Below are 22,138 nucleotides of genomic sequence, written 5' to 3'. Positions count from 1 at the left end.
TATGAAAGCAATATTACAAAGAGTTACTTTTGCGGAAGTAAAGGTTGACGGCAATACAGTCGGTAAGATTGACAACGGATTTTTAATTCTGCTCGGTGTTGCGGAGGGTGATACCGAAAAAGAGGCAGATGCACTTTCGTCAAAGATTGCAACTTTGCGGGTATTTACCGACGAAAACGATAAAATGAATCTGTCGCTTGCGGATATTGACGGTGAAGTGCTTGTTATTTCAAATTTTACGCTTTATGCAGATTGTTCGCACGGCAGACGACCAAATTTTATGAAAGCCGCCAAGCCAGATATTGCAGAGCCTTTATATGAATATTTTTGTAAAAAGATGCTCGACAACGGTGTTCGTAAGGCAGAAAAGGGAATATTCGGTGCCGATATGAAAGTATCTTTGCTTAATGACGGCCCTGTTACCATTGATATTGACACCCGTGATTTAAAATATTAACAATACAAGCAGGTAATGAAAATGATAGATTATAAAATTTTTAATGTTACCGATTTGGCTACAAATTGCGTATATCTTATTGACAAGGAAACAGGCTGTAACGCAGTTGTGGACCCCGGTGCAAAGTCAGATAAACTTATTGAACAGATAAACGCAGACGGCGGAAAACTCACCTACGTTTTGCTTACTCACGGTCATTATGACCACATAACATTCGCAAAACAGCTTGCGGATATGTTTGGTGCAATGATTATAACGGGTAAAGCAAATGCAGAGTTTCTTTCCGATTCAACACTTAATCTTACCGCTTTTCATAATATAAACCTTGAGCCGTTTAAAGCAGACGTTTATCTTGAGGACGGCGATACCTTTATGATTGGCGAAACTAAGGTGAAGTATATCAGCACACCCGGGCATACAAAGGGCTGCGGATGCTATATAACAGATAAACTTTTGATTTGCGGTGATACATTGTTTTGCGAATCATACGGCAGAACCGATTTACCGACAGGCAATAACAATGATATGGTAAACTCTATTAAAAAGCTAAAGCAGCTTGAGGGTGACTATATCGTAATCCCGGGTCACGGCCCGACATCTACTCTCGATCACGAGAAAAAATATAATCCTTTAATGAGCAGGGTTTGATATGAATTTATATGTAATTAATCATGGCTTTCACTATGAACTTGAAAATGTGGCAAGATTGTTTTTTCCTAATGAAAAAATAACGGTTGTGCGTGAATGCGAGCGTAAGGAAGAGCCGTATATATATACCGAAATGTCAGATAAACTGACAGTTGAGGTAAAGGCAGGAGATTTCAATAAATCTCTGAATACTGAAAATACAGGCGAAGATAATGAAAAGGAACTTTCGCTTGCACAGATGCTTTATAAACTTTTGTGTGAATTTACAGGCATAAATCAACCTTGGGGTTTGCTTACGGGTGTTCGTCCTATAAAACTTTTTAGGAATGTTTCAAATGAGCAGGGCTTTGAAAAAGCTAAAGAAATATTTGCAAACGACTACTATGTAAGTCCCGAAAAACTCAACCTTGCCGTAATGACGGAGGAAAACGAAAGAAAAATCATTGAGCTTTCCAAGCCCGATTCTTTCAGTTTATATGTGGGTGTTCCTTTTTGCCCGTCAAGATGCAGTTATTGTTCGTTTGTAATGTCATCTATAGAAAGAGCAAAAAAACTTGTAGACCCGTATGCCGATTTACTTTGTGAGGAGATTAAACTTACAGCCGAAATAGCCAATAAACTCGGATTAAGACTTGAAACCGTGTATTTTGGCGGTGGCACACCGACTACTCTTTCGGCAGAACAGCTTTCAAAGGTAATCGGTACTGTAAACGGTAATTTCAATATGTCAGCTTGCAGAGAATTTACGGTTGAGGCAGGCAGACCCGATACAATTACTGCCGAAAAGTTAAAGGCTTTAAAAGAAAATAATGTTGACAGAATAAGCATAAATCCACAGACATTAAATGACGATGTTCTGCGTGAGATAGGCAGAAAACATACTGTACAGCAGTTTTTTGACGCTTTTGCTCTTGCTAGAAAATGCGGTTTTACAAATATAAATACCGACCTTATCGCAGGTTTGCCGACAGATACATACGAAAGTTTTAAAAATTCGGTTGACGGTATTCTTGCACTTGACGCCGAATGTATTACAGTGCACACTCTTAGTATGAAACGCAGTTCCACACTTACCGAAAAAGGTGTTACGATTGACAGAGAGGGCGCAGAAACCACAAGAAAAATGCTCGAATATAATCAAAATGAACTTTTGAAAAAGAATTACATTCCGTATTATCTGTACAGACAGAGCAGAATGGCAGGCAACCTTGAAAATGTCGGTTGGTCTAAAAAAGGCTATGAAAGTCTTTACAATGTTTATGTTATGGACGAAACCCATACAATTCTCGGCTGCGGTTCGGGTGCTGTTACCAAACTCAAGAGAAATAATCCCGACTATCTCGAACGCATATTTAACTTTAAGTATCCGTATGAATATATTGACAGATTTGAGGAAATGATAAAAAGAAAAAATGCAATTTCGGCATTTTATACACAATAAATTTGTTGCTAATCCCGTGCAATAATGCTATAATAGCACAGATATATTATATAGAAAGGTATGACTGATATGGGAAAATTCGACGGTATTTTAGACGATGTTATTGTAAATGCAAAGGCAGCGGCGTCTGTTGTTTCTAAAAAAGCGTCTGATGTTTATGACAATTCAAAGCAAAAAATTGTTGCGGCTGAAATCAGAGCGGAAATTAACACCAAACTTAAAGAACTTGGTGCGCTCACTTACAAAAGTGTGGTACACGGTACTGATTTGTCAGACAAAATCAAAGAAAAATCCGCTGAAATTACAGAACTTAAAGAAAATCTTGATCTTATCAACGATAGCATTTCAGCAACAAAAAGTGTTACTTATTGCCCTGAATGCGGAAGTGATGTTCCTGAAAATTCAAAGTTCTGCAACAGCTGCGGCGCAAAGCTTGATGAAGATAAAGCACAGCTTTAATATTTGATTTTATTTTGATAATTTGGTAATGGGTGATTTAATTTGTCTAAAAAATACAATGCGATAAGTAATGCGGAGGAAAATATTTCTCATTCCTTTTTAAAAGGTGCGGCAATACTTACGCTGAGTATGGTTGTTGTAAAAATCATCGGACTTCTTGACCAGGTACTTCTTACAAACATTTATTCTATGTTTGGCGAAGAATACGCTACAATGGGTTCGGGTCTTTTCAGCAATGCATACGAAATTTTTGTTGTTATATTTACGGTTGCTACAGGAGGACTTCCTATTGCAATTTCCAGACTTGTATCAGAGAGTATAGCTCAAAAAAGATACAAGGATGTCAAGCTGATACATAAGGTATCAATTCCGTTTTTTTCAATAGTCGGCATTGTGTCATTTATGATAATGATTGCAGGCAGTTTTATTTATGTAAGAATAATTGATTCTCCGTATTCGATTTATGCAATGCTTTGCCTTGCTCCGACTATTCTTTTCGGCTGTCTTGTTTCTATTTACAGAGGCTATTTTGAGGGACAGAGAAATATGTTCCCGACTGCAATCTCTGAAATAATCGAGTCAGGCGTAAAACTTATTCTTGGTCTTACTTTTGCATACCTCGTTATGAAATTCGGTATGGACCAATATAATGCTACAGGAGCGTTCCTTTGGTTTACTTTTGAATCGCAGTATGACGCAATGAATACAATTCTTGCGTTTTCCGTAGCAGGTGCTATCTGCGGTATTTCTTCGGGCAGCTTTATGGCTTTTGTATTCTTATTGCTCCGCTTTAAAATCGGCGGTGACGGAATACCCGAAGAATATTACAAAAATTCTCTTGATGCACGCACAAAGAGAGAAACTTTTATACTTATGGTAAAAACTGCCGTGCCCACAGCAATGGGTGCTTTCATAATGAGTATGGGTTCGCTTATTGACCAGATTATTATTCAGCGTGTACTCAAAGAACTTGCGGTAACTAATCCACAGGCACTTATTGACCAGTACGGCAAATACGGTTTTACCGAATCAATTGTAAACGACCCTATTACAATTCACACTAAACTTTGGGGTTGTTATGCGGCAGCACTTAAACTTATGCAGCTTGTAACTGCGGTTACACAGGTATTCGGTTCAAGTGCCATGCCTAATGTTACAAGTGCATGGACAAAGGGCGACAAGAAAGTTCTTAAAACTTCAATGGAAACTGTATTCGGTATGACAATGATATTTACTCTTCCGATGGGTATAGGTCTTTGTGTTCTTGCACATCCGATTATGTCATTTATTTATACAAGTGAGTCTATTGCCGCTATCGGCGGTAATGTACTTATGCTTATGGGACTTACAACTATTTTTGCGGCTATTGAAACACCTATTTGCAGTATGCTGCAGGGCATAGGCAGAACAGATCTTCCTATGAAGTTGTATGCGTTCGGTATGGTTGTAAAAATCGGTATTACATGGATGTTTGTAAGTATTCCTTCCATCAATATTCAGGGCGCAACGGCAGGCTCGCTTATCGGTTATTTCTTGTCTTGTGTTGTAGGCATTTATCTGCTTATTAAACATTCAAAAATAAGAATAAACTTCTATACTACTACAATCAAGCCTTTAATCGGCGCAGTAGCAAGCGGATTGACTGCTTATCTTGTAAATGCAGGCGTACTTATGGTTGCTCCGCACAGAGTTGCGACAATCTGCGCAATTATTGCTGCAATCATCGTTTACATCTTTGTTTTGTTAATATTGCGTACTTTTACTGCCACAGTAATAGAATTTTTGCCAAAAGGGGAAAAAATTGCAAAACTACTTGCAAAATTCCATCTTATTGGGTAAAATATTAAGTATGATTGCGAATTTTTACTACTTGCGACATATTGCATAGTAAAGCTTTTGCCTGAGAGGAAGATTGAAATGGATTTTAAAGAAAAGTCGGAATACAAATTTGAAGATTTAGTTAAAATTGTAAAAATTCTCCGTGCTCCGGGCGGTTGTCCGTGGGACAGAGAACAGACTCACAAATCTATCCGTTCAAACTTCATTGAAGAAACCTATGAGGCTGTTGAGGCTATTGATACAGAGGATAATGACCTGTTAAAGGAAGAACTCGGAGATGTGCTCTTACAGGTCGCTCTTCATTCTGAAATTGAAAGCGAAAAAGGTACATTTAATATTGACGATGTATGTGACGGAGTTTGCAAAAAACTTATTATCCGTCATCCGCATGTGTTTGGCAATGTAAATGCCGATACTACCGAACAGGTGCTCAAAAATTGGGACGCTATAAAGATGCAGACCAAAGAGCAGAAAACTCAAACACAGGCAATGGAAAGCGTTTCTAAGGCTTTGCCTTCACTTATGAGAAGTTCAAAGGTTCAGCAGAAAGCCGCAAAGGTCGGTTTTGACTGGAGCAATGCGGAAGATGCACTCGCTAAACTTTATGAAGAATGCGATGAACTTAAAGAGGCTGTCTCAAAGGGTGATACCGATAATCAGTATGAAGAGCTCGGAGATGTTCTTTTCTCTGCGGTAAATGTTGCAAGACTGTTAAAGATTGACAGTGAACACGCTCTTTACGATGCGTGCGACAAGTTTATAGGTCGTTTTTCAAAAGTTGAAGCGCTTGCAAAAGAGCGTGGAATTGATATGAAAAGCGCAACTTTGTCAGAGCTTGATTCCCTTTGGGATGAAGTAAAAATAAAAGAATAATTTGGAGGTCCATTGATATGAACAAAACAGAACTTATTTCAGCTGTTGCTGAGCAGAGCGGTCTTACTAAGAAAGATGCGGAAAAGGCAGTTACAGCAGTTATTGATACAATTATCGACTCTGTTGCCAAAGACGAGAAGGTACAGATTGCAGGCTTCGGTACATTTGAGCAGCGCCAGAGAAAGGCAAGAACAGGCAGCGACCCAAGAACAGGTAATCCAATTGAAATCGCAGCATCTAAGGTTCCGGCTTTCAAGGCAGGCAAGGTATTTAAGGATACTGTAAATCAGTAATTGATTTTTCGGAGTCGGCGTTTGTCGGCTCCTTTTTTTGTCGGAGGTGAAACAATGCGACTTGATAAATATTTAAAAGTTTCAAGACTTATTAAACGCAGAACTATTGCTAACGAGGCTTGCGACGCAGGTAAAGTAAGCGTGAACGGTAAAGAAGCGAGAGCGTCATACGATGTAAAAGTCGGAGATGTAATCGAAATTACTCTCGGTTCAAGAAGTGTCAAAGTAAAGGTTACAGCCGTAAAGGAAGTTGTCCGTAAAGAGGAAGCCGATACAATGTATGAGGCTGTAGTTTAATTGAAAATGTAATATTTTTGTTTTAATCTCCGTATAAATTAAGTAGCATTTATACGGAGGTATTTTTATGAGTGAAATTCCAAAAGGAAAAAATCATACTCTTATGCTTGATGCACGAGGTAAACTTATGCTTACGGGTGCGGAAGATGTAAGCGGCTTTAACGAAGAAACGGTGTCTGTACTTACCTCGTGCGGCAGATTGATTATTAAGGGAGAACGACTGCATATTGACAAATTGAATCTTGAATCGGGTGAAGTGTCAATTGACGGAAAAATAAATGCCATGCAGTATATAGGCAATGATAATTCCCGCTCAAGACTTTCTAAACTTTTTAAATAGGTGAGCTATGGAAATTGATTTTTATATTCAATCTCAAGCTTTTTTATATTCGCTTTTATTCGGTGTAGGGCTTGGAATGTTGTACGGCATATTTAAGTTTATAAGAGTAGCGTTTTTAAGTACCAAAACCGCAGTTATTATTGCCGATATAATTTTTATGCTTATTGCAAGTATTGCGCTGTTTTTATATTCACTTGCAATGCTGTACGGATATGTCAGAATTTATATTGTATTCGGTGCTTTGTGCGGCTTTTTGGCGTACAGGTTTTCACTCGGAAAACTCATTTCAAGGATATATTGCCCAATAATAAATGCGATTAATGTTATAATCCAAAAAATTAAAACAAAATTTAAAAAAATTACAAAAAAACTATTGAAAAGCAGCAACAATATATTGTATAATATGAGTAAGAAAATAGATACATTTAGAAATAAACGAATAGGTTTATCGGTAAGAAAAAAGGTTAAGGCGAGTAATGAAAAAGGAAAAGAAAAAACCGCAGATTAATCCTGAAAGTAAAGCCGAAAATACAACTATAAAGGAAATTGAACCTAAAAAGAAAAAACGAGGAAGATATGTACTTTTATATCTCGCAATTATCGGATTTGCTTTTTACGCAGTTATCACTATAGTTAATCAAAATATTCAGATAGCCGACAAAAGAGCTGAACTTGATGAGATTAATAAGCAGATTAATGTGGTTGAAATCCAGACCAGATATTTGGATAAAGTTAAAGGCTACACAGGCGACCAGCTTAAAGAATACATTGAGAAAATAGCCAAAAACGAAATGGGTTATGTTAGCGAAGGCGAAAGAATTTTCTATAATGTTTCGGGCGAATAGCTCTTGTGCAGTCAAAGGGTAGAATATAAATTAAGGGGTAAATAATTTTTATGGCAATTGAAGTCGGTATGATTTTAGAAGGTAAGGTTTCGGGTATAACAAAGTTTGGTGCATTTGTCGATTTACCCGATTCACAGACAGGTATGGTACATATTTCAGAGGTTGCACATACCTATATTAATGAAATTGGTGATTATGTTAAGGTAGGACAGACTGTAAAGGTAAAGGTTCTTGCCCTCAATAACGGCAAAATCAGCCTTTCTATGAAACAGGCAGTTCCGCAGGAGCGTAAGCCAAGAAATAACGACAGAGGTGACAGACCTGAAAGAGGCGACAGAAACAACCGCCGCCAGGGTACACCAAGACAGCCGTACAAACCTGCACCACCCGTTAAGTCACCGGGAAATTATGAGTGGCAGGCTTCAAAAAAGAATACCCCCACAAGCTTTGAGGATATGATGTCTAAGTTTAAACAGACAAGCGAAGACAAAATTTCTGACCTCAAGCGTGGTGGTGAAAGCCGCAGCTACAGCCGCAGAGGCAACGGCAACGGCAGAAAATAAATTTACCTGAAAAGGGAGGCACAATTATGAAATATACTTACACAGCAAGAAAGGTAACACTCAGAGATAACTTTAAAGAAAGAGCAGAAAAAAAGCTTGATAAATTCGGAAAACTTTTTTCTGAGAATGCCACAGTAAACATAGTTGTCACCCTCGAAAAGAACCGTCAGACTGTTGAAGTTACAATCAGAGATAACGGTCTTGTTCTTCGTGCTGAGAGCACAATGCCTGAAATGAATGACGCACTTGATAAAGTTGTTGACATTCTCGGCCGTCAGATTCGTAAAAACAAGACTAAGCTCGAAAAGAAGATTAAGAGCGGTAGCATTGATGATTTCGTAAGTCTAAGTCCGGAAATTAACGAGGCTGAAGACGATGACTACAAGATCATGCGTAAAAAGCATATTATTATTAAACCTATTACCGTTGACGAGGCTATTCTTGAGATGAATATGGTAAACCATAACTTCTTTATGTTCAAGAATGCCGACACTGATGAAATCAATGTGGTTTATAAGCGTGAAAACGGTGATTACGGTCTTTTGGAGCCAACTGTCTAAGGCCTGTAATTAAGCGTGCAGGATTTTAATTAATTTTGTATGCTAATATAAATTAAAAATACTGATAAGGGTATCGGTTATTCCGATACCCTTTTTTAAGGAATAAGGAGTGAATTCGGTGCTTAAGTTTTCCGCACCTTGTATTTTCGGTCTTGAGGGACTGTGTGCAAATGAATTTAAATTTTTAGGTTTAAAAAATGTTGAGGCTCATAACGGAAAGGTAACCTTTGAGGGCGATTTTTCAGATATGGCAAAAGCAAATATCAATTCAAGATATGCCGAAAGAATACAGATTTTGCTTGCAGAGTTTGAGGCGGTAAGTTTTGAAGAACTGTTTGAGGGCATCAAATCAGTCGCTTGGGAAGATTTTATAGGTGTTAACGACGCTTTCCCTGTAAAAGGAAGATGCCTTAGCTCAAAACTGATGAGTGTTCCTGATTGTCAGAAAATTATCAAAAAGGCTGTTGTAACAAGACTTTCCGAAAAATATATGCTGCCTTGGCTTGAGGAAAGCGGCCCGCTGCACCAAATTCAGTTTCTTATTATGAATGATAAGGTCAGCGTTATGCTTGATACTTCGGGCGCAGGACTTCACAAGCGTGGATACCGTGCTGAATCAAACGAAGCACCGATAAAAGAAACTCTTGCCGCTGCTATGGCTGATTTGTCAAGGGTAAGAGGTAATCATTTTGTTGTTGACCCTATGTGTGGCAGCGGTACTATTCTTATAGAGGCGGCTTTAAAAGCAATGAAAATAGCACCGGGAATCAATCGTTATTTTGCAGCCGAAAAATGGAATTGCGTTCCGTCAGATGTATGGAAAGAGCAAAGAGAAATTGCAAAAGCAAATGAAAAGCGTGATTGTGATTTCCGTGCCGAGGGATATGACATTGACGAACTTGCACTTGAAGTAGCAAAAAAGAATGCAAAACTTGCAGGTGTTGCTGACAGAATTACATTTGCTAAGCGTGATATAAAGGATTTTGAACTTAACGAAGGTTTTATGACAGTGATAACTAATCCGCCTTACGGAGAAAGATTGCTTGATGTAAAATCAGCAGAAGAACTTTACAAGGTAATGGGTGAAAAATTTAAAAGAACACAAGGTAAAAGTTACACAATAATTACTCCTGACGATGACTTTGAAAAAATCTTTGGAAGAAAGGCCGATAAGCGCAGAAAATTGTATAACGGCACTTTAAAATGCCAACTTTATATGTATTTTAAGTGAAACCTAAGTGAAGTTGTTGATTTATTTTTAAAAATGTAGTATGATAATTTAGATATATTATTTTAGGAGGCATTCTTTTGGAAGAGAATAAAGATTTTTTTGCCGAAACAGAGAATAACCAGACTTCGGCAGAAACAAATAATGATGCTGCAGAAACCCCTGCTAAAGTTAAAGGCACAACAAATGTAATTGCCGGAGAGGACGGTCCTACAGCGGTATTTACAGCCGATTCAACTCCTGCGAAAAAGAAAACAATTCAGACCCCGATTATTATTGCGGGCGTAATAGTTTTAGCTTTTATTGTTGCATTTTTCGTATTTACTTCATTCTTCAATTCAAGTATTGTTGGTACATGGGTACTTGTAGAGGACAGTAACGGCGCTACTTATGATGAGGCTGGCGACGGTATTACATATTACACACTTGATAAAGATGGCAACATTACAGTTTCTGTCGGTACAATTACTCAAAAATCAACTTATACAACAACAAGCGAAAACGGTACTGATTATGTAAACTCAACTAATGTTTTCTCGGGTTCATACACAATTTCAGGTAATATCTTCACTGGAAGAACATTTAAGCTTACAGTAGACGGTGTTGAAAAACCTTATATTTTCAAGAGCGCAACTGTAAAAAAACCTGAACTTAAAGTTCCTGACACATTCAAAAAGAGCGATAAATTAACAGGTAATTGGAACATTCCTTCTTATGATATTACTTATAAATTTAATGCTGACGGTACTTTTATCGCCGATATGTACGGTTCAATCACATATGAGGGTGTTTATACCTACGATAATGAAAAAATAACAGTAACATACTATGCAGATTCAGAAGCAACAATTGATATTCCGTATGCGTTTGACGGAAACGATACACTTGTTATGAACGGTATGGGATATTACAGAATGAACGATGACGGCTCGCTTGTAGCTACACCGGATCAGGCTTAAAATTAAATAACAAATATATTAGGCAACACTGCTTTTTGCGGTGTTGCCTATCGTTATTTTAGGGATAAGTTATTTTATTTCACAAGGAGGGAAAGAGTATTAAAAAGTTTATTTATTCTGTTTTGACTATTGTTATAATGTTTTTTGTCGCAAATATGTCTGCAATTGCGGTTGAAAAATACAATTTTAATACCTTTTCAAATTGTGAAGAAGTTTATTTTGATGCCGATGATAACGGTGCGTTTGCTTTTGCGTACAACGGAAAAACTGTTTATACTCAAAGTTTTGTACCTACAATAAAGTCATACAGCTTTACCGTTGATGGTGGATTTGTAGGAGTACCTTTCATTGATAAAGATACTGTTTGTGCAGTATATATGACAAATGATTTTAAGTACCGTATAGTGCGTATTAATTGTTTTGACGGCAGAGTAAGTTATGTAAATTCCAATGCTTTAGATGACTTTAATTATACCGATATTTCAATTTGCAATAACAGGCTTTATGTTATGAAAACGGACGAAGTGTATTGTTATGTTTCTGCATATGATTTTAACGGAAAACATTTGTCTGATTACAGATTCAGCGAAAAGAATGTGAATGCCATTACAACTAATAACGGCAGTGCATATGTTTTTCTTTATGACGGTTCCGTATACAGACTTGATGAAAACAAAGCCGAATATTGCACGAGAGTGCGTGATTGCTCGGATTTTTATAACAGCGGTGCGGGATTTTTGTCTGACAGCAGAGGATATATTTATTCGTTAAACGAAAATAAAGAATATACAAATATGTATAATTGTACAAATCCGTTTTCTGTAAGTAATGAGAGTATTTATTACTACAGATCGGGTTCTGTATATCGCACTTCTCTTAATAACAGCAGCATTACAAAGTATGAAATAAACCGAAATATAGGAAAAATTCTATATGCGTGCGGAAAAGTCGTTGCAATTACAGATGATTATTCTACTGCAACGATTATCGGTAATTCCGATTTTAAAAATATTGATTTTAATACAAATTCAGATACCAAACCGCAATCAAATAATTTCACAGATAAAAATGACGGTAATTCAAATGCGAATTTCTCCGATTATATTTTTACTGATGACGGCTTTATTTGCAATATAAAAAGCGGAACAACAGCAGCACAGCTTAAAAAGAATTGTCCGCTGATAACTTCTGTAACCGATAAAAACGGAAATAATTTGAGCGGTAAATTGAGAACAGGTGCAGTTGTAGCCACAAAAGAAACAAGCTACACTGTTGTTGTACTCGGTGATGTAACAGGTACGGGAACAGTTAGCTCAAATGATTATAAATTGCTTATGAAAACATTGACAGGAGAGAAAGAAATTTTTGGAGCATACAAAAAAGCCGCCGATTATAACCTCGACGGCTCTGTTGATAATAAGGATTTAGTTTTGATAGCACAGGGAAGATAAATCAGTCTTCCATTTCCCAGTTGTGCCATACATTCTGGATGTCATCGTTGTCCTCAAACATATCGAGCATTTTCTGCATCTTTGTTTTAGCATCCTCGTCATCAATCTTTGTGTATGTGCTCGGTACCATTTCGAGTTCGGCAGAAACGAATGTATAACCTGCTTTTTCAAGGTCATCTCTTACTGCGCTGAAATCTTCAGGCTCGGTGTAAATTGTAAATACATCTTCGTCAGCCTCAAAATCAGATGCGCCGTACTCAAGTGCGTCGCTCATAACAGTGTCTTCGTCCTTATCAAGGTCTTCACGCTCAATTACAAGTACGCCTTTCTTTGTAAACATAAAGCTTACGCAACCCTGAGTGCCCATATTACCGCCGAACTTATCAAAGTAATGTCTTACTTCACCTGCTGTTCTGTTACGGTTGTCTGTAAGAGCCTCAACGATTACCGCAACACCGTTAGGACCGTATCCTTCGTATGTAACTGCCTCATAGTTTGCACCGTCGCCGCCGCTGGCAGCCTTTTTGATAATACGCTCAATGTTGTCGTTAGGAACATTGTTAGCCTTTGCTTTAGCAATACAATCCTTAAGCTTTGAGTTTACGCTCGGATCAGCACTGCCGCCCTCACGGATAGCAACGATAAGCTCTCTGCCTATCTTGGTAAAAACCTTAGCTCTTGCAGCATCGTTTTTACCTTTTTTCTGTTTAATGGTACTCCATTTGTTATGTCCTGACATAAAATCATTCCTTTTTAATAAAATACTACATCCTTATTAGTATATCATATACTTATATCTGATGTAAACTAAAAAAGTTATTACAGTTTTGTAACAATCTCTTTGCTATATGAATTATAGTGTGGTATAATGTATTTAAATAAAAACAGATTTTATAAATGAAGTTTTGAAATATAAGAATTTATAATATGAAAGGAAGTTTACCAATGATAAAATCAATGACAGGCTTTGGCAGATGTCGCACTGTTTTGCACGGCAGAGAAATCAGTGTTGAGATAAAAAGCGTAAATCATCGTTTTTTTGAATTTTCCTGCAGAACTCCAAAGGGCTACGGTTTTCTTGACGATAAACTCAAGGCCCTTGTAAATTCAAGAGTATCCCGCGGTAAGATTGATATGTTTGTTACAGTAGGCGCTGCAGAAGGCACACCTGCCGAGGTAAAAATTAATCATTCTCTTGTTTCGGGTTATATTAATGCAATGAAAGAGATTTCGGAAACTTACGGAATCGAAAATGATGTTACGGTTACGGCTATCTCTCGTTTTCCCGATGTATATACGGTTTCAAAAGCACCTGAAAATGAAGAAGAAATCACAGCTGATGTACTTGAGGCAGCAAATACGGCTATTGACGGATTTATTGCAATGCGTGAGGCTGAGGGCGAAAAAATGAAAGCCGATATTCTTGGCAGAGCGGAAGTTATACTTGCTACCGTTGATGAGATTGACGAGCGTTCACCGCAAACGGTAAAAGAATACGAAGAGCGTTTGCTTGACAGAATTAACCGTACTTTGCAGGATTACAATATCAATATTGACGAGCAGAGAGTGCTTACCGAAGTAGCTGTTTTTGCCGATAAAGTAGCTGTTGCCGAAGAAACCGTAAGACTTAGAAGTCACTTTGCACAGCTTTCAAAGATAATGGAATCACAGACTCCGATCGGCAGAGAAATAGACTTTATTATTCAGGAAATGAACCGAGAGGCGAACACAATCGGTTCAAAGGTTCAGGACGCCGAAATTGCCCATAAGGTTGTAAAAATCAAGAGCGAAATTGAAAAAATGCGTGAGCAGATTCAGAATATTGAGTAAGGAGAAATTATGAAACTTATCAATATCGGATTTGGCAATCTTGTAAATTCTGATAAACTTATTGCCGTTGTTGCACCCGATGCGGCACCCGTAAAGAGAATTGTGCAGGATGCAAAATCAAAAGGAATGCTTGTTGACGCCACTTGCGGAAGAAAGTGCAAGGCGGTACTTGTAACGGAAGACGACCACATTGTGTTGTCCGCCATCTCCGCAGAGGCTATTCATAACAGAACAGTTGAAAGCGAGGAACAAAAGGATGAACAGTAAGTCTAAGGGTAAGCTCGTGCTTTACACAGGTTCTTCCGGTGTAGGCAAGGGCACAATTATGGCAGAGCTTTTAAAGCGCAATCCCAATATTCGCCTTTCGGTATCAAATACCACAAGAAAACCTCGAAAAGGTGAAATTGACGGAGTGCATTATAATTTTGTTACTAAGGAACAGTTTGAAAAACTTATAGAAGAAAACGGTTTTCTTGAGTATGCAAAGTATTGTGACAATTACTACGGCACACCTAAAAAACAGGTAGAAGATTTACTCAATCAAGGCTATGATGTGTTCCTTGAAATTGAGGTTCAGGGAGGACTTCAAATTCTTGAAAAATATCCTGATGTGCTAAGTATTTTTATTCTTCCTACTTCTATAGATTCGCTTTCACGCAGACTTCACCGCAGAGGAACCGAAGATGAAAAAACCATCGCTAAGCGACTTGCAGAGGCGGAGCATGAGATGTCATTTAAGAACAGATATAAGTACAATGTTGTGAACGATGACCTCGACACAGCGGTAAACGAAGTTCTTGATATTTTAGAAAAAGAGAGTAAATAACCGATTTTTTCGGAAAATATATTATGATAATGATAGGAGATTAATTATGCATAAGGTTAATGTTGACGAATTATTCGCAGGTAAGCAAAGTAAGTATGCACTCGTTGTAGGTGTTGCAAAGAGAGCAAGAGAGATTACAGCAGAGCAGGAAGAAAGCGGTGAGGTTACAGACGACAAGCCTGTTCTCATTGCTATTGATGAAATCAAAAATCATGAAATAGGCATTTTAGAGCCTGACGATGATGAACTCCAGAATAGCTGAAATTGCTGTTGAAAAAGCAGCGTATTCCTTTGACAAGGCATTTGACTATGTGATTCCCGATTCTATGCTTGATAAGGCGGTAGCGGGAACACGGGTTCTTGTGCCTTTTGGCAGAGGAAATCGTAAAAGGCAGGGGATAATAACCGCTGTTCATCAGGGTGAAAGCAAAGGCTTGAAGTCTGTTATTTCCGTACTTGATGATGAGCCTGTTTTAAACGATGAAATGCTTAAAACAGCCGCTTTTATGAAATCTCATTACTTTTGCACCTTTTATGAGGCTGTAAAAACAATGTTGCCGGCAGGTATTAACTACAAAGTTACTACTATGTACGGTGCAAAAGATGAAAGCGAGTTTTCCTTTGACGAACTTACGGACGAGGAAAAACGAGTTTATAATTACCTTTTTTCTAAGCGAAAAGCAGTAAAAAGCGAAGTATTGCTTGATGCTTTCGGTTACAGTACAACAGAACCTTTTGAACTCCTTGTTCAAAAAGGGGCGTTGTATAAGTCGGACGAGATTTTTCGCAAGGTTAATGACGCCGTAATGAAAATGGCGGCGGTTACTCCCGAAGTTGATATATCGGGAGTAAAACTTACCGAAAAGCAGAAAAATGTGTTTGAACTTATTGAAATGGCAGGTGCAATTTCGGTAAAAGAAGTTTGCTATTTTACAGGAGTTACCGCCGCCGTTGTGGATGCGCTTTGTAAAAAAGGACTGATATACTTTTTTGATGAAGAAGTATTCAGAATTGAAAATCGACAAAAAGACAGCTCTTTGAAAGAAATTGTGCTTTCCGAAGAACAGCAGTCTGCTTGCGATTCTCTTTACAATGAATATGATTCGCCTTTTCCGAGCGTAAGTTTGCTTTACGGAGTTACGGGTTCGGGAAAGACAAGTGTATTTATCAAACTGATTGAAAAAGTAATTGATGACGGTAAGGGCATTATTGTTATGGTACCTGAAATCTCGCTTACTCCGCAGTTTGTATCGCAGTTTGCCAAAAGGTTTGGCGATAAGATTGCGGTTTTTCACAGTGCACTTTCACTCGGCGAAAGACTTGATGAGTACAAAAGAGTAAAACAAGGTCTTGCACAAATTGTAATAGGTACACGCAGTGCTGTGTTTGCGCCTTTTGATAAGGTCGGACTGATTATTATGGACGAAGAGCAGGAATACAGCTACAAGTCCGAAAGCTCTCCACGCTACCATGCAAGAGAGATTGCTAAGTTCCGTTGCTCGTACAACAATGCTTTGCTTGTACTTAGCTCGGCTACACCGAGTATAGAAACCTATTACTATGCACAGACAGGCAGATATTCGCTTAATACGCTTTCTGCACGATACGGTAAAGCCGTGCTGCCGGAGGTTGTTGTTGCGGATATGGGGGAAGAACTGAAAAACGGCAACACAAGCGGTTTTTCTGATGTTCTCCTGCAAAATATTGCATATAATATTGAGCATAAAAAGCAGTCGATACTTTTGCTTAACCGCCGTGGTTACAATACTTTTGTTACTTGCAGAGCGTGCGGAGAGGCTGTGACTTGCCCGAATTGCTCAATTTCTCTTACTTACCACAGTGCAAATAACCGATTAATGTGCCATTATTGCGGCTATTCTGTGCCTTACACAGATGAATGTCCCGTATGTCACAGTCACAGACTTACTTTTGGCGGAACGGGCACACAGAGAGCGGAAAAAGATATTTCCGATATTTTTCCCGAGGCAAGGATTTTAAGAATGGATACCGATGCCACTTCGTCGAAATCTTCGTATGAAAAAATGATTTCAGCTTTTGCTGACGGTGAATATGATATTCTTGTGGGTACACAAATGGTTGCAAAGGGACTTAATTTTCCAAATGTGACTTTGGTTGGTGTGCTTAATGCCGACCATATGCTTTATGCCGATGATTACCGCAGTTATGAGCGTTCTTTTTCACTGCTCACACAGGTAGTCGGAAGAAGCGGCAGAGGCAATGATAAGGGTATGGCTGTTATTCAGACATTCACACCCGAAAATCTGATAATTTCAATGGCATCAAGACAGGATTACAATACCTTTTATTCGAACGAAATAAAGGTACGCAAGGCAATGCTGTATCCGCCGTTTGCCGATATATGCCTTGTAGGCTTTGTATCGCAGAACAGAGAAGATGCCTTTAAAGGTGCGAGAAAGTTCCTTGAACTCTTTACAGAAGAGGCAAAGAAAAATTATCCGAATATGCCGTTGCGAATATTAGGGCCTACACCTGCATTGGTGGTAAAAATAAGTAATAAATACAGGTTTAAAATTATTATAAAATGTAAAAACAATTCCGAGTTTCGTGCCCTGCTTTCAAAGATTCTTTGTGAGTTTGGCAAGAGTAAGGAATTTTCGGGCGTTACGGCTTATGCCGATATGAACGCTCTTGTATGTTAAGGAAGTGTGAATATGGCTATTAGGCAAATTGTAAAAGAGGGCGACAGCGTTCTCACAAAGCACTGCCGTGAGGTTGTTAAATTTGATGACAGACTCGCACAGCTTATAGATGATATGACAGAAACCTTGCACGACTCTGGCGGAGTAGGTCTTGCCGCACCGCAGGTTGGCATTATCCGCAGAGTTGTTGTTATTGATGTAAGTAAAGAACAAAATCAGGTTATCGAGCTTGTAAACCCTGTTATAATTGAATCAAGCGGCGAGCAGGAGGGCCTTGAGGGCTGTCTTTCTTGTCCGGGCGAATGGGGTATTACAAAGCGTCCTAACTATGTTAAAGTAAAGGCTTTTGACAGACACGGCAATGAATTTACGATTGACGGTGAAGAATTGCTTGCAAGAGCTTTTTGTCATGAGCTTGACCATCTTGACGGTATTCTTTTTAAACAGAAAGCAAGCAAGATGCTTACTCCTGAAGAATACGAAGAAATGTTTGGCTGATTTGAGGGTTAATTATGAATATAATTTATATGGGCACTCCTGATTTTGCGGTGCCTGCACTCAAAAAATTATACGAAAGCAAGCATACGGTGCAGGCTGTGTTTACACAACCTGACAAGCCAAAGGGCAGAAAAATGGTGCTTACTCCTCCTGATGTAAAGGTATGTGCGCAGGAACTTAACATTCCCGTATATCAGCCGACAACCTTTAAATCGGAAGAACCTATTGAAATAATAAAAAAATATAATCCCGATGTAATCGTAGTTGCGGCCTACGGTAAACTTTTACCGAAGGCAGTGCTTGAAAGCGCAAAGTACGGCTGTATCAATATTCATGGCTCACTTTTGCCGAAATACAGAGGCGCGGCACCTATTCAGCAGTCGGTTCTTAACGGCGACAAAGTAACAGGTGTGACAGCTATGCAAATGGCAGAGGGGCTTGACACAGGCGACATTCTCACTACTGTTGAAACCGAAATCGGAGAGAACGAAACTTCGGGAGAGCTTTTTGACAGACTTAGTATACTCGGCGGAGAGTTAATTATTAAAACTCTTGAAATGCTTGAGAACGGAGAAATTAAGCCTGTAAAGCAGGATGAAAGCAAGGCTACGCATACATCAAAGATTGATAAGTCGTTTTGCCCGATTGATTTTACAAAATCAGCCTACGAAGTGCATAATAAAGTCCGTGGACTTAATCCCTGGCCGATTGCGACTGCCGAACTTAACGGAAAAAGACTGAAAATTTATTCTACAAAAGTATGCGAAAAAAGCGGAAAAGCGGGCACGATAATCAGCATAAAGCCGTTGATTGTTGCTTGCGGCAGCGGTTCGGTCGAAATTATAGAGTTGCAGCCTGAGGGCAAAAAGCGTATGCCGTCAGCGGCTTTTCTTGCAGGTCATAAATTAAATATCGGTGACAGCTTTAACTGATATAGGTATATAAAGGAGAATTTTTATGTTTTATGGTTTTGACTGGACATATGTTGTGTTTATTCTTCCTTGCGTAATTATTTCACTTATATGTCAAATTAATGTTTCATCAACTTTTTCAAAATATTCTCAAATGAGAAATTCAAGAAATATGACAGGCGCACAAGCTGCCGAATTTGTTTTAAGACAAAACGGCGTCTACGGAGTGCGTATTGAAAGGGTAGCGGGAAATCTTACTGACCACTTTGACCCGAGAACTAATGTAATCAGACTTTCAGACAGTGTTTATAATGCAAATACCGTAGCAGCCGTAGGCGTTGCTTGTCATGAGGCAGGTCACGCTGTTCAGCACGCACAGAATTATTTACCGAATATAATTCGTTCGGCAATTCTTCCGATGGCGAATATCGGTTCAAAATTAAGTTGGTTTTTGATTATATTGGGACTTTGTTTTTCCGCAAAAATCGGTTTTGTTATGTTGTATATCGGTATAGCTTTATTCGGATTTTCAGTACTTTTTACAATTGCAACTCTTCCCGTTGAGTTTAATGCTTCTAAAAGAGCACTTGAAACTATCAAAAACGGAAATTTGCTTTACGGTGAAGAATACACGGGTGCGAAACGCACTTTGCAGGCAGCCGCTATGACCTATGTTGCATCTGCTCTTACGGCAATTTTACAGCTTTTAAGATTGCTTATAATAGCGAATAACAGAAGAAGATAAGAAAAGAGATTTTTAAATGGCTAATTCACGCAAAACTGCATTTAAAGTATTATTAAAAATTGAACAGGACGGAGCATATTCCAATATAGCACTCAATAACGCAGTGAAGGAAAGTGAGCTTTCGCCGCTTGATGCGGCTTTTACATCTGCGCTTGTTTACGGTGTGCTTGAGCGTAAAATCACTCTTGATTACATCATTAAACAATACTCTAAAATTCCGCTAAGGAAAATTGAGTTAAAGACAAAAATTATTCTCCGTCTCGGACTTTTGCAAATGTCTTTTATGGATAAAATTCCCGAAAGTGCCGCTGTTAACGAAAGTGTAAAACTTGCCAAACAGCAAAAACTGCAAAAATCCTCCGGTTTTATAAATGCAATTCTGCGCAGTTTTGCGAGAGATAATTGTAAAATAAAATATCCCGATTCAAACAATAAGGCAGAGTATTACTCGGTAAAATATTCCTGCCCGCAAATGCTTGTTAAATTATGGATAAATTCCTACGGCGAGGATAACGCAAGGGGGATTTTAGAAAATCTTAGCGGCAGACCGAATATTTACGCAAGAGTTAATACGCTGAAAACAAATACAGACGAACTTATAAGTGTGCTTGCCGATGATAAGGTAAAGGCTGAAAAAGTTGATTTTCCGAGTAATGCGGTAAAAATATCAGATACGGGTTCAATCGAAAGATTGAAAGCCTACAAAGGCGGTTTACTGCATATTCAAGATTTGTCGTCCCAACTTTGTGCATACTTTCTTTCTGCCAAAAAAGGACAGACCGTGCTTGATATTTGTTCGGCACCGGGCGGCAAAACTTTTACAATCGCCGAGTATATGCAAAACAGCGGAAAAATAACGGCTTGCGATATGTATAAGCATAAGCTGAAACTTATAGAAAAAGGCGCCAAAAGGCTGGGTATCAATATTATTGAAACCTGCCTGCGTGACGGTGCGTCTGCCGATAAGGAATTGCCGTCGGCAGACAGAATACTTTGCGATGTGCCGTGCAGCGGACTCGGAGTGCTTTCAAGAAAGCCGGAAATTCGCTATAAAGATGACCTTATAGATACAGACCTTGCTGATATTCAGTATAAAATACTTTGCGAAAGCGCAAAATATCTAAAAAAAGGCGGAAAACTTGTATATTCGACCTGTACGCTGAATCCGCAGGAAAACAATAAAAATACAGCAAAATTTCTTGCCGAGCACAATGATTTTGAGGGAGTTGAACTTGAACTGCCTCCTGAACTTAAAAGAGCATTTGACGAAAAACCGTATGAAATAACACTTATGCCGCACACTTTTGACGGCGACGGTTTTTACATAGCCGTACTTACAAGGAGGTAATCTTTTGAGCTTAATTGATATTAAATCTCTTGACCTAAATGAGCTTACCGACTTTGTAACCGAGAACGGTTTTGAAAAGTTCAGAGCAAAACAAATATACCAATGGCTTAACAAAAATGTCACTTCTTTTGATGAAATGCTGAATATTCCTTTGAAAATCAAGGACTTTTTAAAAAGAAGTTGTTACATTTCTGTTGCAAATATTGAAAAAAAACTAATTTCAAGGTATGATAAGACAGTAAAGTATCTTTTTTCGTTCAATGACGGTGAATGTGTAGAGTCCGTTGTTATGAATTATAAACACGGATACTCAATTTGCATTTCCACACAAGTGGGTTGCAAAATGGGCTGTACTTTTTGTGCAACCGGCAAAAGCGGTTTTTCGAGGAGTTTGACTCCGTCCGAAATGCTCAATCAGATTGAATCCGCACAAAAAGATTTGAATATCAGAATATCGAATATTGTCCTTATGGGAATGGGCGAACCGCTCGACAATTTTGAAAATGTGGTAAAGTTCTTAAGACTTGTATCCGATGACAACGGTCTTAATATCGGTATGCGCCACATCACAATTTCCACTTGCGGTATTGTACCTAAAATTTATGAGCTTGCAAAGCTGCACTTCGGCATTACGCTTTCCGTGTCATTACACGCACCTAACGATACCGTAAGGCAAAAAACTATGCCTATCGCTAAGCGATATTCTATGGATGAACTCTTAAAGGCTTGTAAAGATTATTTTGATATTACAGGCAGACGGGTTACTTTTGAATACTCTATGATAAGCGGTGTAAATGATTTTGACAGGGACGCTTACGAGCTTGCGGACAGACTTGCCGATATGAACTGTCATGTAAATCTCATTCCGGTAAACACCGTTGACGGAACAGGATACAAAAAGAGCAGTATTGAAAGGCAACAGGCCTTTGTAAATATACTTGGTCGAAAACATATTGCGGCGACAGTCAGGAGAACCCTTGGAAGTGACATTAACGCTTCCTGCGGTCAGCTCAGACGAAATCATACTAACAAAGGAGGAAAATAAC

At 38.6% G+C, this 22,138-nt stretch carries 27 protein-coding genes; 26 read left to right on the top strand and 1 reads right to left on the bottom strand.

Annotated elements, in window-relative coordinates; translation table 11 throughout:
* Nucleotide 1: 1 nt before the first annotated feature.
* The 16 genes from dtd to KGF34_RS04110 all read left to right on the top strand — a co-directional run bounded on the left by dtd (nt 2) and on the right by KGF34_RS04110 (nt 12,253).
* Entirely contained in the window at nt 2–457 is a 456-nt protein-coding gene (dtd, locus tag KGF34_RS04185) for a D-aminoacyl-tRNA deacylase (RefSeq protein WP_022235443.1), read from the top strand.
* Nucleotides 458–478: 21 nt separating this feature from the next.
* Entirely contained in the window at nt 479–1,105 is a 627-nt protein-coding gene (locus tag KGF34_RS04180) for an MBL fold metallo-hydrolase (RefSeq protein ID WP_022235444.1), read from the top strand.
* Nucleotide 1,106: 1 nt separating this feature from the next.
* A complete protein-coding gene (gene hemZ, locus KGF34_RS04175) occupies nt 1,107–2,546 on the top strand; it encodes a coproporphyrinogen dehydrogenase HemZ (protein ID WP_252559907.1) in 1,440 nt (479 codons plus the stop codon).
* 69 nt (nt 2,547–2,615) lie between these two features.
* Nucleotides 2,616–3,005 carry a zinc ribbon domain-containing protein gene (locus tag KGF34_RS04170; RefSeq protein WP_178586454.1) on the top strand — a complete coding sequence of 130 codons (390 nt, stop codon included), beginning with the start codon at nt 2,616–2,618 and terminating at the stop codon, nt 3,003–3,005.
* Between the two features lie 42 nt (nt 3,006–3,047).
* Nucleotides 3,048–4,844 (top strand): polysaccharide biosynthesis protein, encoded by a 1,797-nt coding sequence (locus KGF34_RS04165; protein ID WP_252559906.1) that lies wholly within the window; start codon nt 3,048–3,050, stop codon nt 4,842–4,844.
* A 78-nt stretch (nt 4,845–4,922) separates the two neighbouring features.
* Complete coding sequence (gene mazG, locus KGF34_RS04160; RefSeq protein ID WP_195410066.1) at nt 4,923–5,717, top strand: nucleoside triphosphate pyrophosphohydrolase; 795 nt, start codon at nt 4,923–4,925, stop codon at nt 5,715–5,717.
* A gap of 17 nt (nt 5,718–5,734) precedes the next feature.
* A complete protein-coding gene (locus tag KGF34_RS04155; protein WP_022235449.1) occupies nt 5,735–6,010 on the top strand; it encodes an HU family DNA-binding protein in 276 nt (91 codons plus the stop codon).
* Nucleotides 6,011–6,064: 54 nt separating this feature from the next.
* Entirely contained in the window at nt 6,065–6,307 is a 243-nt protein-coding gene (locus KGF34_RS04150; RefSeq protein WP_186934620.1) for an RNA-binding S4 domain-containing protein, read from the top strand.
* Between the two features lie 67 nt (nt 6,308–6,374).
* Nucleotides 6,375–6,647: a sporulation protein YabP gene (gene yabP, locus KGF34_RS04145; protein WP_022235451.1), complete on the top strand. Its 273-nt coding sequence runs from the start codon at nt 6,375–6,377 to the stop codon at nt 6,645–6,647.
* 7 nt (nt 6,648–6,654) lie between these two features.
* Nucleotides 6,655–7,155, top strand: coding sequence for a spore cortex biosynthesis protein YabQ (yabQ, locus tag KGF34_RS04140; protein WP_271229687.1), 501 nt, complete (start codon nt 6,655–6,657; stop codon nt 7,153–7,155).
* The gene (locus tag KGF34_RS04135) at nt 7,124–7,492 is read left to right on the top strand and encodes a septum formation initiator family protein (protein ID WP_022235453.1); all 369 of its coding nucleotides are present in this window, start codon (nt 7,124–7,126) and stop codon (nt 7,490–7,492) included. Before yabQ ends, KGF34_RS04135 begins: the two co-directional genes overlap by 32 nt.
* Before the next feature lie 50 nt (nt 7,493–7,542).
* Nucleotides 7,543–8,055 carry a S1 RNA-binding domain-containing protein gene (locus tag KGF34_RS04130; protein ID WP_022235454.1) on the top strand — a complete coding sequence of 171 codons (513 nt, stop codon included), beginning with the start codon at nt 7,543–7,545 and terminating at the stop codon, nt 8,053–8,055.
* A 26-nt stretch (nt 8,056–8,081) separates the two neighbouring features.
* Nucleotides 8,082–8,615, top strand: coding sequence for a ribosome-associated translation inhibitor RaiA (gene raiA, locus KGF34_RS04125; RefSeq protein ID WP_022235455.1), 534 nt, complete (start codon nt 8,082–8,084; stop codon nt 8,613–8,615).
* A 118-nt stretch (nt 8,616–8,733) separates the two neighbouring features.
* Complete coding sequence (locus tag KGF34_RS04120) at nt 8,734–9,846, top strand: class I SAM-dependent RNA methyltransferase (protein WP_252559905.1); 1,113 nt, start codon at nt 8,734–8,736, stop codon at nt 9,844–9,846.
* A 77-nt stretch (nt 9,847–9,923) separates the two neighbouring features.
* Nucleotides 9,924–10,802, top strand: a complete 879-nt coding sequence (locus tag KGF34_RS04115; RefSeq protein ID WP_252559904.1) for a DUF5640 domain-containing protein — start codon at nt 9,924–9,926, stop codon at nt 10,800–10,802.
* 155 nt (nt 10,803–10,957) lie between these two features.
* On the top strand, nt 10,958–12,253 hold the full coding sequence (locus tag KGF34_RS04110) for a dockerin type I domain-containing protein (RefSeq protein WP_252559903.1): 1,296 nt from the start codon (nt 10,958–10,960) through the stop codon (nt 12,251–12,253).
* Nucleotide 12,254: 1 nt separating this feature from the next.
* On the opposite strand, the gene KGF34_RS04105 is transcribed toward KGF34_RS04110, so the two are convergent.
* Nucleotides 12,255–12,992, bottom strand: coding sequence for a YebC/PmpR family DNA-binding transcriptional regulator (locus tag KGF34_RS04105; protein ID WP_178586810.1), 738 nt, complete (start codon nt 12,990–12,992; stop codon nt 12,255–12,257).
* Nucleotides 12,993–13,198: 206 nt separating this feature from the next.
* On the opposite strand from KGF34_RS04105, the gene KGF34_RS04100 reads away from it, so the two are divergent.
* From KGF34_RS04100 to rlmN, 10 genes are read left to right on the top strand one after another with little or no spacing between them, the layout of a single operon-like run.
* On the top strand, nt 13,199–14,083 hold the full coding sequence (locus KGF34_RS04100; RefSeq protein ID WP_252559902.1) for a YicC/YloC family endoribonuclease: 885 nt from the start codon (nt 13,199–13,201) through the stop codon (nt 14,081–14,083).
* A gap of 9 nt (nt 14,084–14,092) precedes the next feature.
* Entirely contained in the window at nt 14,093–14,350 is a 258-nt protein-coding gene (locus KGF34_RS04095; RefSeq protein WP_022235461.1) for a DUF370 domain-containing protein, read from the top strand.
* The gene (gene gmk, locus KGF34_RS04090; protein ID WP_022235462.1) at nt 14,340–14,909 is read left to right on the top strand and encodes a guanylate kinase; all 570 of its coding nucleotides are present in this window, start codon (nt 14,340–14,342) and stop codon (nt 14,907–14,909) included. The genes KGF34_RS04095 and gmk overlap by 11 nt, the downstream gene beginning before the upstream one ends.
* A 46-nt stretch (nt 14,910–14,955) precedes the next feature.
* On the top strand, nt 14,956–15,171 hold the full coding sequence (gene rpoZ / locus KGF34_RS04085; RefSeq protein ID WP_022235463.1) for a DNA-directed RNA polymerase subunit omega: 216 nt from the start codon (nt 14,956–14,958) through the stop codon (nt 15,169–15,171).
* Nucleotides 15,149–17,590 (top strand): primosomal protein N', encoded by a 2,442-nt coding sequence (gene priA / locus KGF34_RS04080; RefSeq protein ID WP_252559901.1) that lies wholly within the window; start codon nt 15,149–15,151, stop codon nt 17,588–17,590. Before rpoZ ends, priA begins: the two co-directional genes overlap by 23 nt.
* Nucleotides 17,591–17,602: 12 nt before the next feature.
* Entirely contained in the window at nt 17,603–18,088 is a 486-nt protein-coding gene (gene def, locus KGF34_RS04075; RefSeq protein WP_022235465.1) for a peptide deformylase, read from the top strand.
* A gap of 14 nt (nt 18,089–18,102) precedes the next feature.
* A complete protein-coding gene (fmt, locus tag KGF34_RS04070; RefSeq protein WP_252559900.1) occupies nt 18,103–19,020 on the top strand; it encodes a methionyl-tRNA formyltransferase in 918 nt (305 codons plus the stop codon).
* A gap of 25 nt (nt 19,021–19,045) precedes the next feature.
* Complete coding sequence (locus KGF34_RS04065; protein ID WP_252559899.1) at nt 19,046–19,744, top strand: zinc metallopeptidase; 699 nt, start codon at nt 19,046–19,048, stop codon at nt 19,742–19,744.
* Nucleotides 19,745–19,760: 16 nt separating this feature from the next.
* Entirely contained in the window at nt 19,761–21,092 is a 1,332-nt protein-coding gene (gene rsmB / locus KGF34_RS04060; RefSeq protein WP_252559898.1) for a 16S rRNA (cytosine(967)-C(5))-methyltransferase RsmB, read from the top strand.
* Nucleotides 21,093–21,096: 4 nt separating this feature from the next.
* A complete protein-coding gene (gene rlmN, locus KGF34_RS04055) occupies nt 21,097–22,137 on the top strand; it encodes a 23S rRNA (adenine(2503)-C(2))-methyltransferase RlmN (protein ID WP_252559897.1) in 1,041 nt (346 codons plus the stop codon).
* Nucleotide 22,138: the final 1 nt, after the last annotated feature.

This window comes from Ruminococcus sp. FMBCY1 (genome assembly GCF_023921805.1).
In the GTDB taxonomy this organism is placed as follows: Bacteria; Bacillota; Clostridia; order Oscillospirales; family Acutalibacteraceae; genus Ruminococcoides; species Ruminococcoides intestinale_A.
Note: the sequence above shows the minus strand (reverse complement) of the source record. Positions and strands in the feature narration are given on the sequence as shown.

What these genes read in the sequence shown, in the direction of transcription:
- dtd (WP_022235443.1), top strand. Translation starts at nt 2, where the DNA reads ATGAAAGCAATATTACAAAGAGTTACTTTTGCGGAAGTAAAGGTTGAC.
- KGF34_RS04180 (WP_022235444.1), top strand. Translation starts at nt 479, where the DNA reads ATGATAGATTATAAAATTTTTAATGTTACCGATTTGGCTACAAATTGC.
- hemZ (WP_252559907.1), top strand. Translation starts at nt 1,107, where the DNA reads ATGAATTTATATGTAATTAATCATGGCTTTCACTATGAACTTGAAAAT.
- KGF34_RS04170 (WP_178586454.1), top strand. Translation starts at nt 2,616, where the DNA reads ATGGGAAAATTCGACGGTATTTTAGACGATGTTATTGTAAATGCAAAG.
- mazG (WP_195410066.1), top strand. Translation starts at nt 4,923, where the DNA reads ATGGATTTTAAAGAAAAGTCGGAATACAAATTTGAAGATTTAGTTAAA.
- KGF34_RS04155 (WP_022235449.1), top strand. Translation starts at nt 5,735, where the DNA reads ATGAACAAAACAGAACTTATTTCAGCTGTTGCTGAGCAGAGCGGTCTT.
- KGF34_RS04150 (WP_186934620.1), top strand. Translation starts at nt 6,065, where the DNA reads ATGCGACTTGATAAATATTTAAAAGTTTCAAGACTTATTAAACGCAGA.
- yabP (WP_022235451.1), top strand. Translation starts at nt 6,375, where the DNA reads ATGAGTGAAATTCCAAAAGGAAAAAATCATACTCTTATGCTTGATGCA.
- yabQ (WP_271229687.1), top strand. Translation starts at nt 6,655, where the DNA reads ATGGAAATTGATTTTTATATTCAATCTCAAGCTTTTTTATATTCGCTT.
- KGF34_RS04135 (WP_022235453.1), top strand. Translation starts at nt 7,124, where the DNA reads ATGAAAAAGGAAAAGAAAAAACCGCAGATTAATCCTGAAAGTAAAGCC.
- KGF34_RS04130 (WP_022235454.1), top strand. Translation starts at nt 7,543, where the DNA reads ATGGCAATTGAAGTCGGTATGATTTTAGAAGGTAAGGTTTCGGGTATA.
- raiA (WP_022235455.1), top strand. Translation starts at nt 8,082, where the DNA reads ATGAAATATACTTACACAGCAAGAAAGGTAACACTCAGAGATAACTTT.
- KGF34_RS04110 (WP_252559903.1), top strand. Translation starts at nt 10,958, where the DNA reads ATGTCTGCAATTGCGGTTGAAAAATACAATTTTAATACCTTTTCAAAT.
- KGF34_RS04105 (WP_178586810.1), bottom strand. Translation starts at nt 12,992, where the DNA reads ATGTCAGGACATAACAAATGGAGTACCATTAAACAGAAAAAAGGTAAA.
- KGF34_RS04100 (WP_252559902.1), top strand. Translation starts at nt 13,199, where the DNA reads ATGATAAAATCAATGACAGGCTTTGGCAGATGTCGCACTGTTTTGCAC.
- KGF34_RS04095 (WP_022235461.1), top strand. Translation starts at nt 14,093, where the DNA reads ATGAAACTTATCAATATCGGATTTGGCAATCTTGTAAATTCTGATAAA.
- gmk (WP_022235462.1), top strand. Translation starts at nt 14,340, where the DNA reads ATGAACAGTAAGTCTAAGGGTAAGCTCGTGCTTTACACAGGTTCTTCC.
- rpoZ (WP_022235463.1), top strand. Translation starts at nt 14,956, where the DNA reads ATGCATAAGGTTAATGTTGACGAATTATTCGCAGGTAAGCAAAGTAAG.
- priA (WP_252559901.1), top strand. Translation starts at nt 15,149, where the DNA reads ATGATGAACTCCAGAATAGCTGAAATTGCTGTTGAAAAAGCAGCGTAT.
- def (WP_022235465.1), top strand. Translation starts at nt 17,603, where the DNA reads ATGGCTATTAGGCAAATTGTAAAAGAGGGCGACAGCGTTCTCACAAAG.
- fmt (WP_252559900.1), top strand. Translation starts at nt 18,103, where the DNA reads ATGAATATAATTTATATGGGCACTCCTGATTTTGCGGTGCCTGCACTC.
- KGF34_RS04065 (WP_252559899.1), top strand. Translation starts at nt 19,046, where the DNA reads ATGTTTTATGGTTTTGACTGGACATATGTTGTGTTTATTCTTCCTTGC.
- rsmB (WP_252559898.1), top strand. Translation starts at nt 19,761, where the DNA reads ATGGCTAATTCACGCAAAACTGCATTTAAAGTATTATTAAAAATTGAA.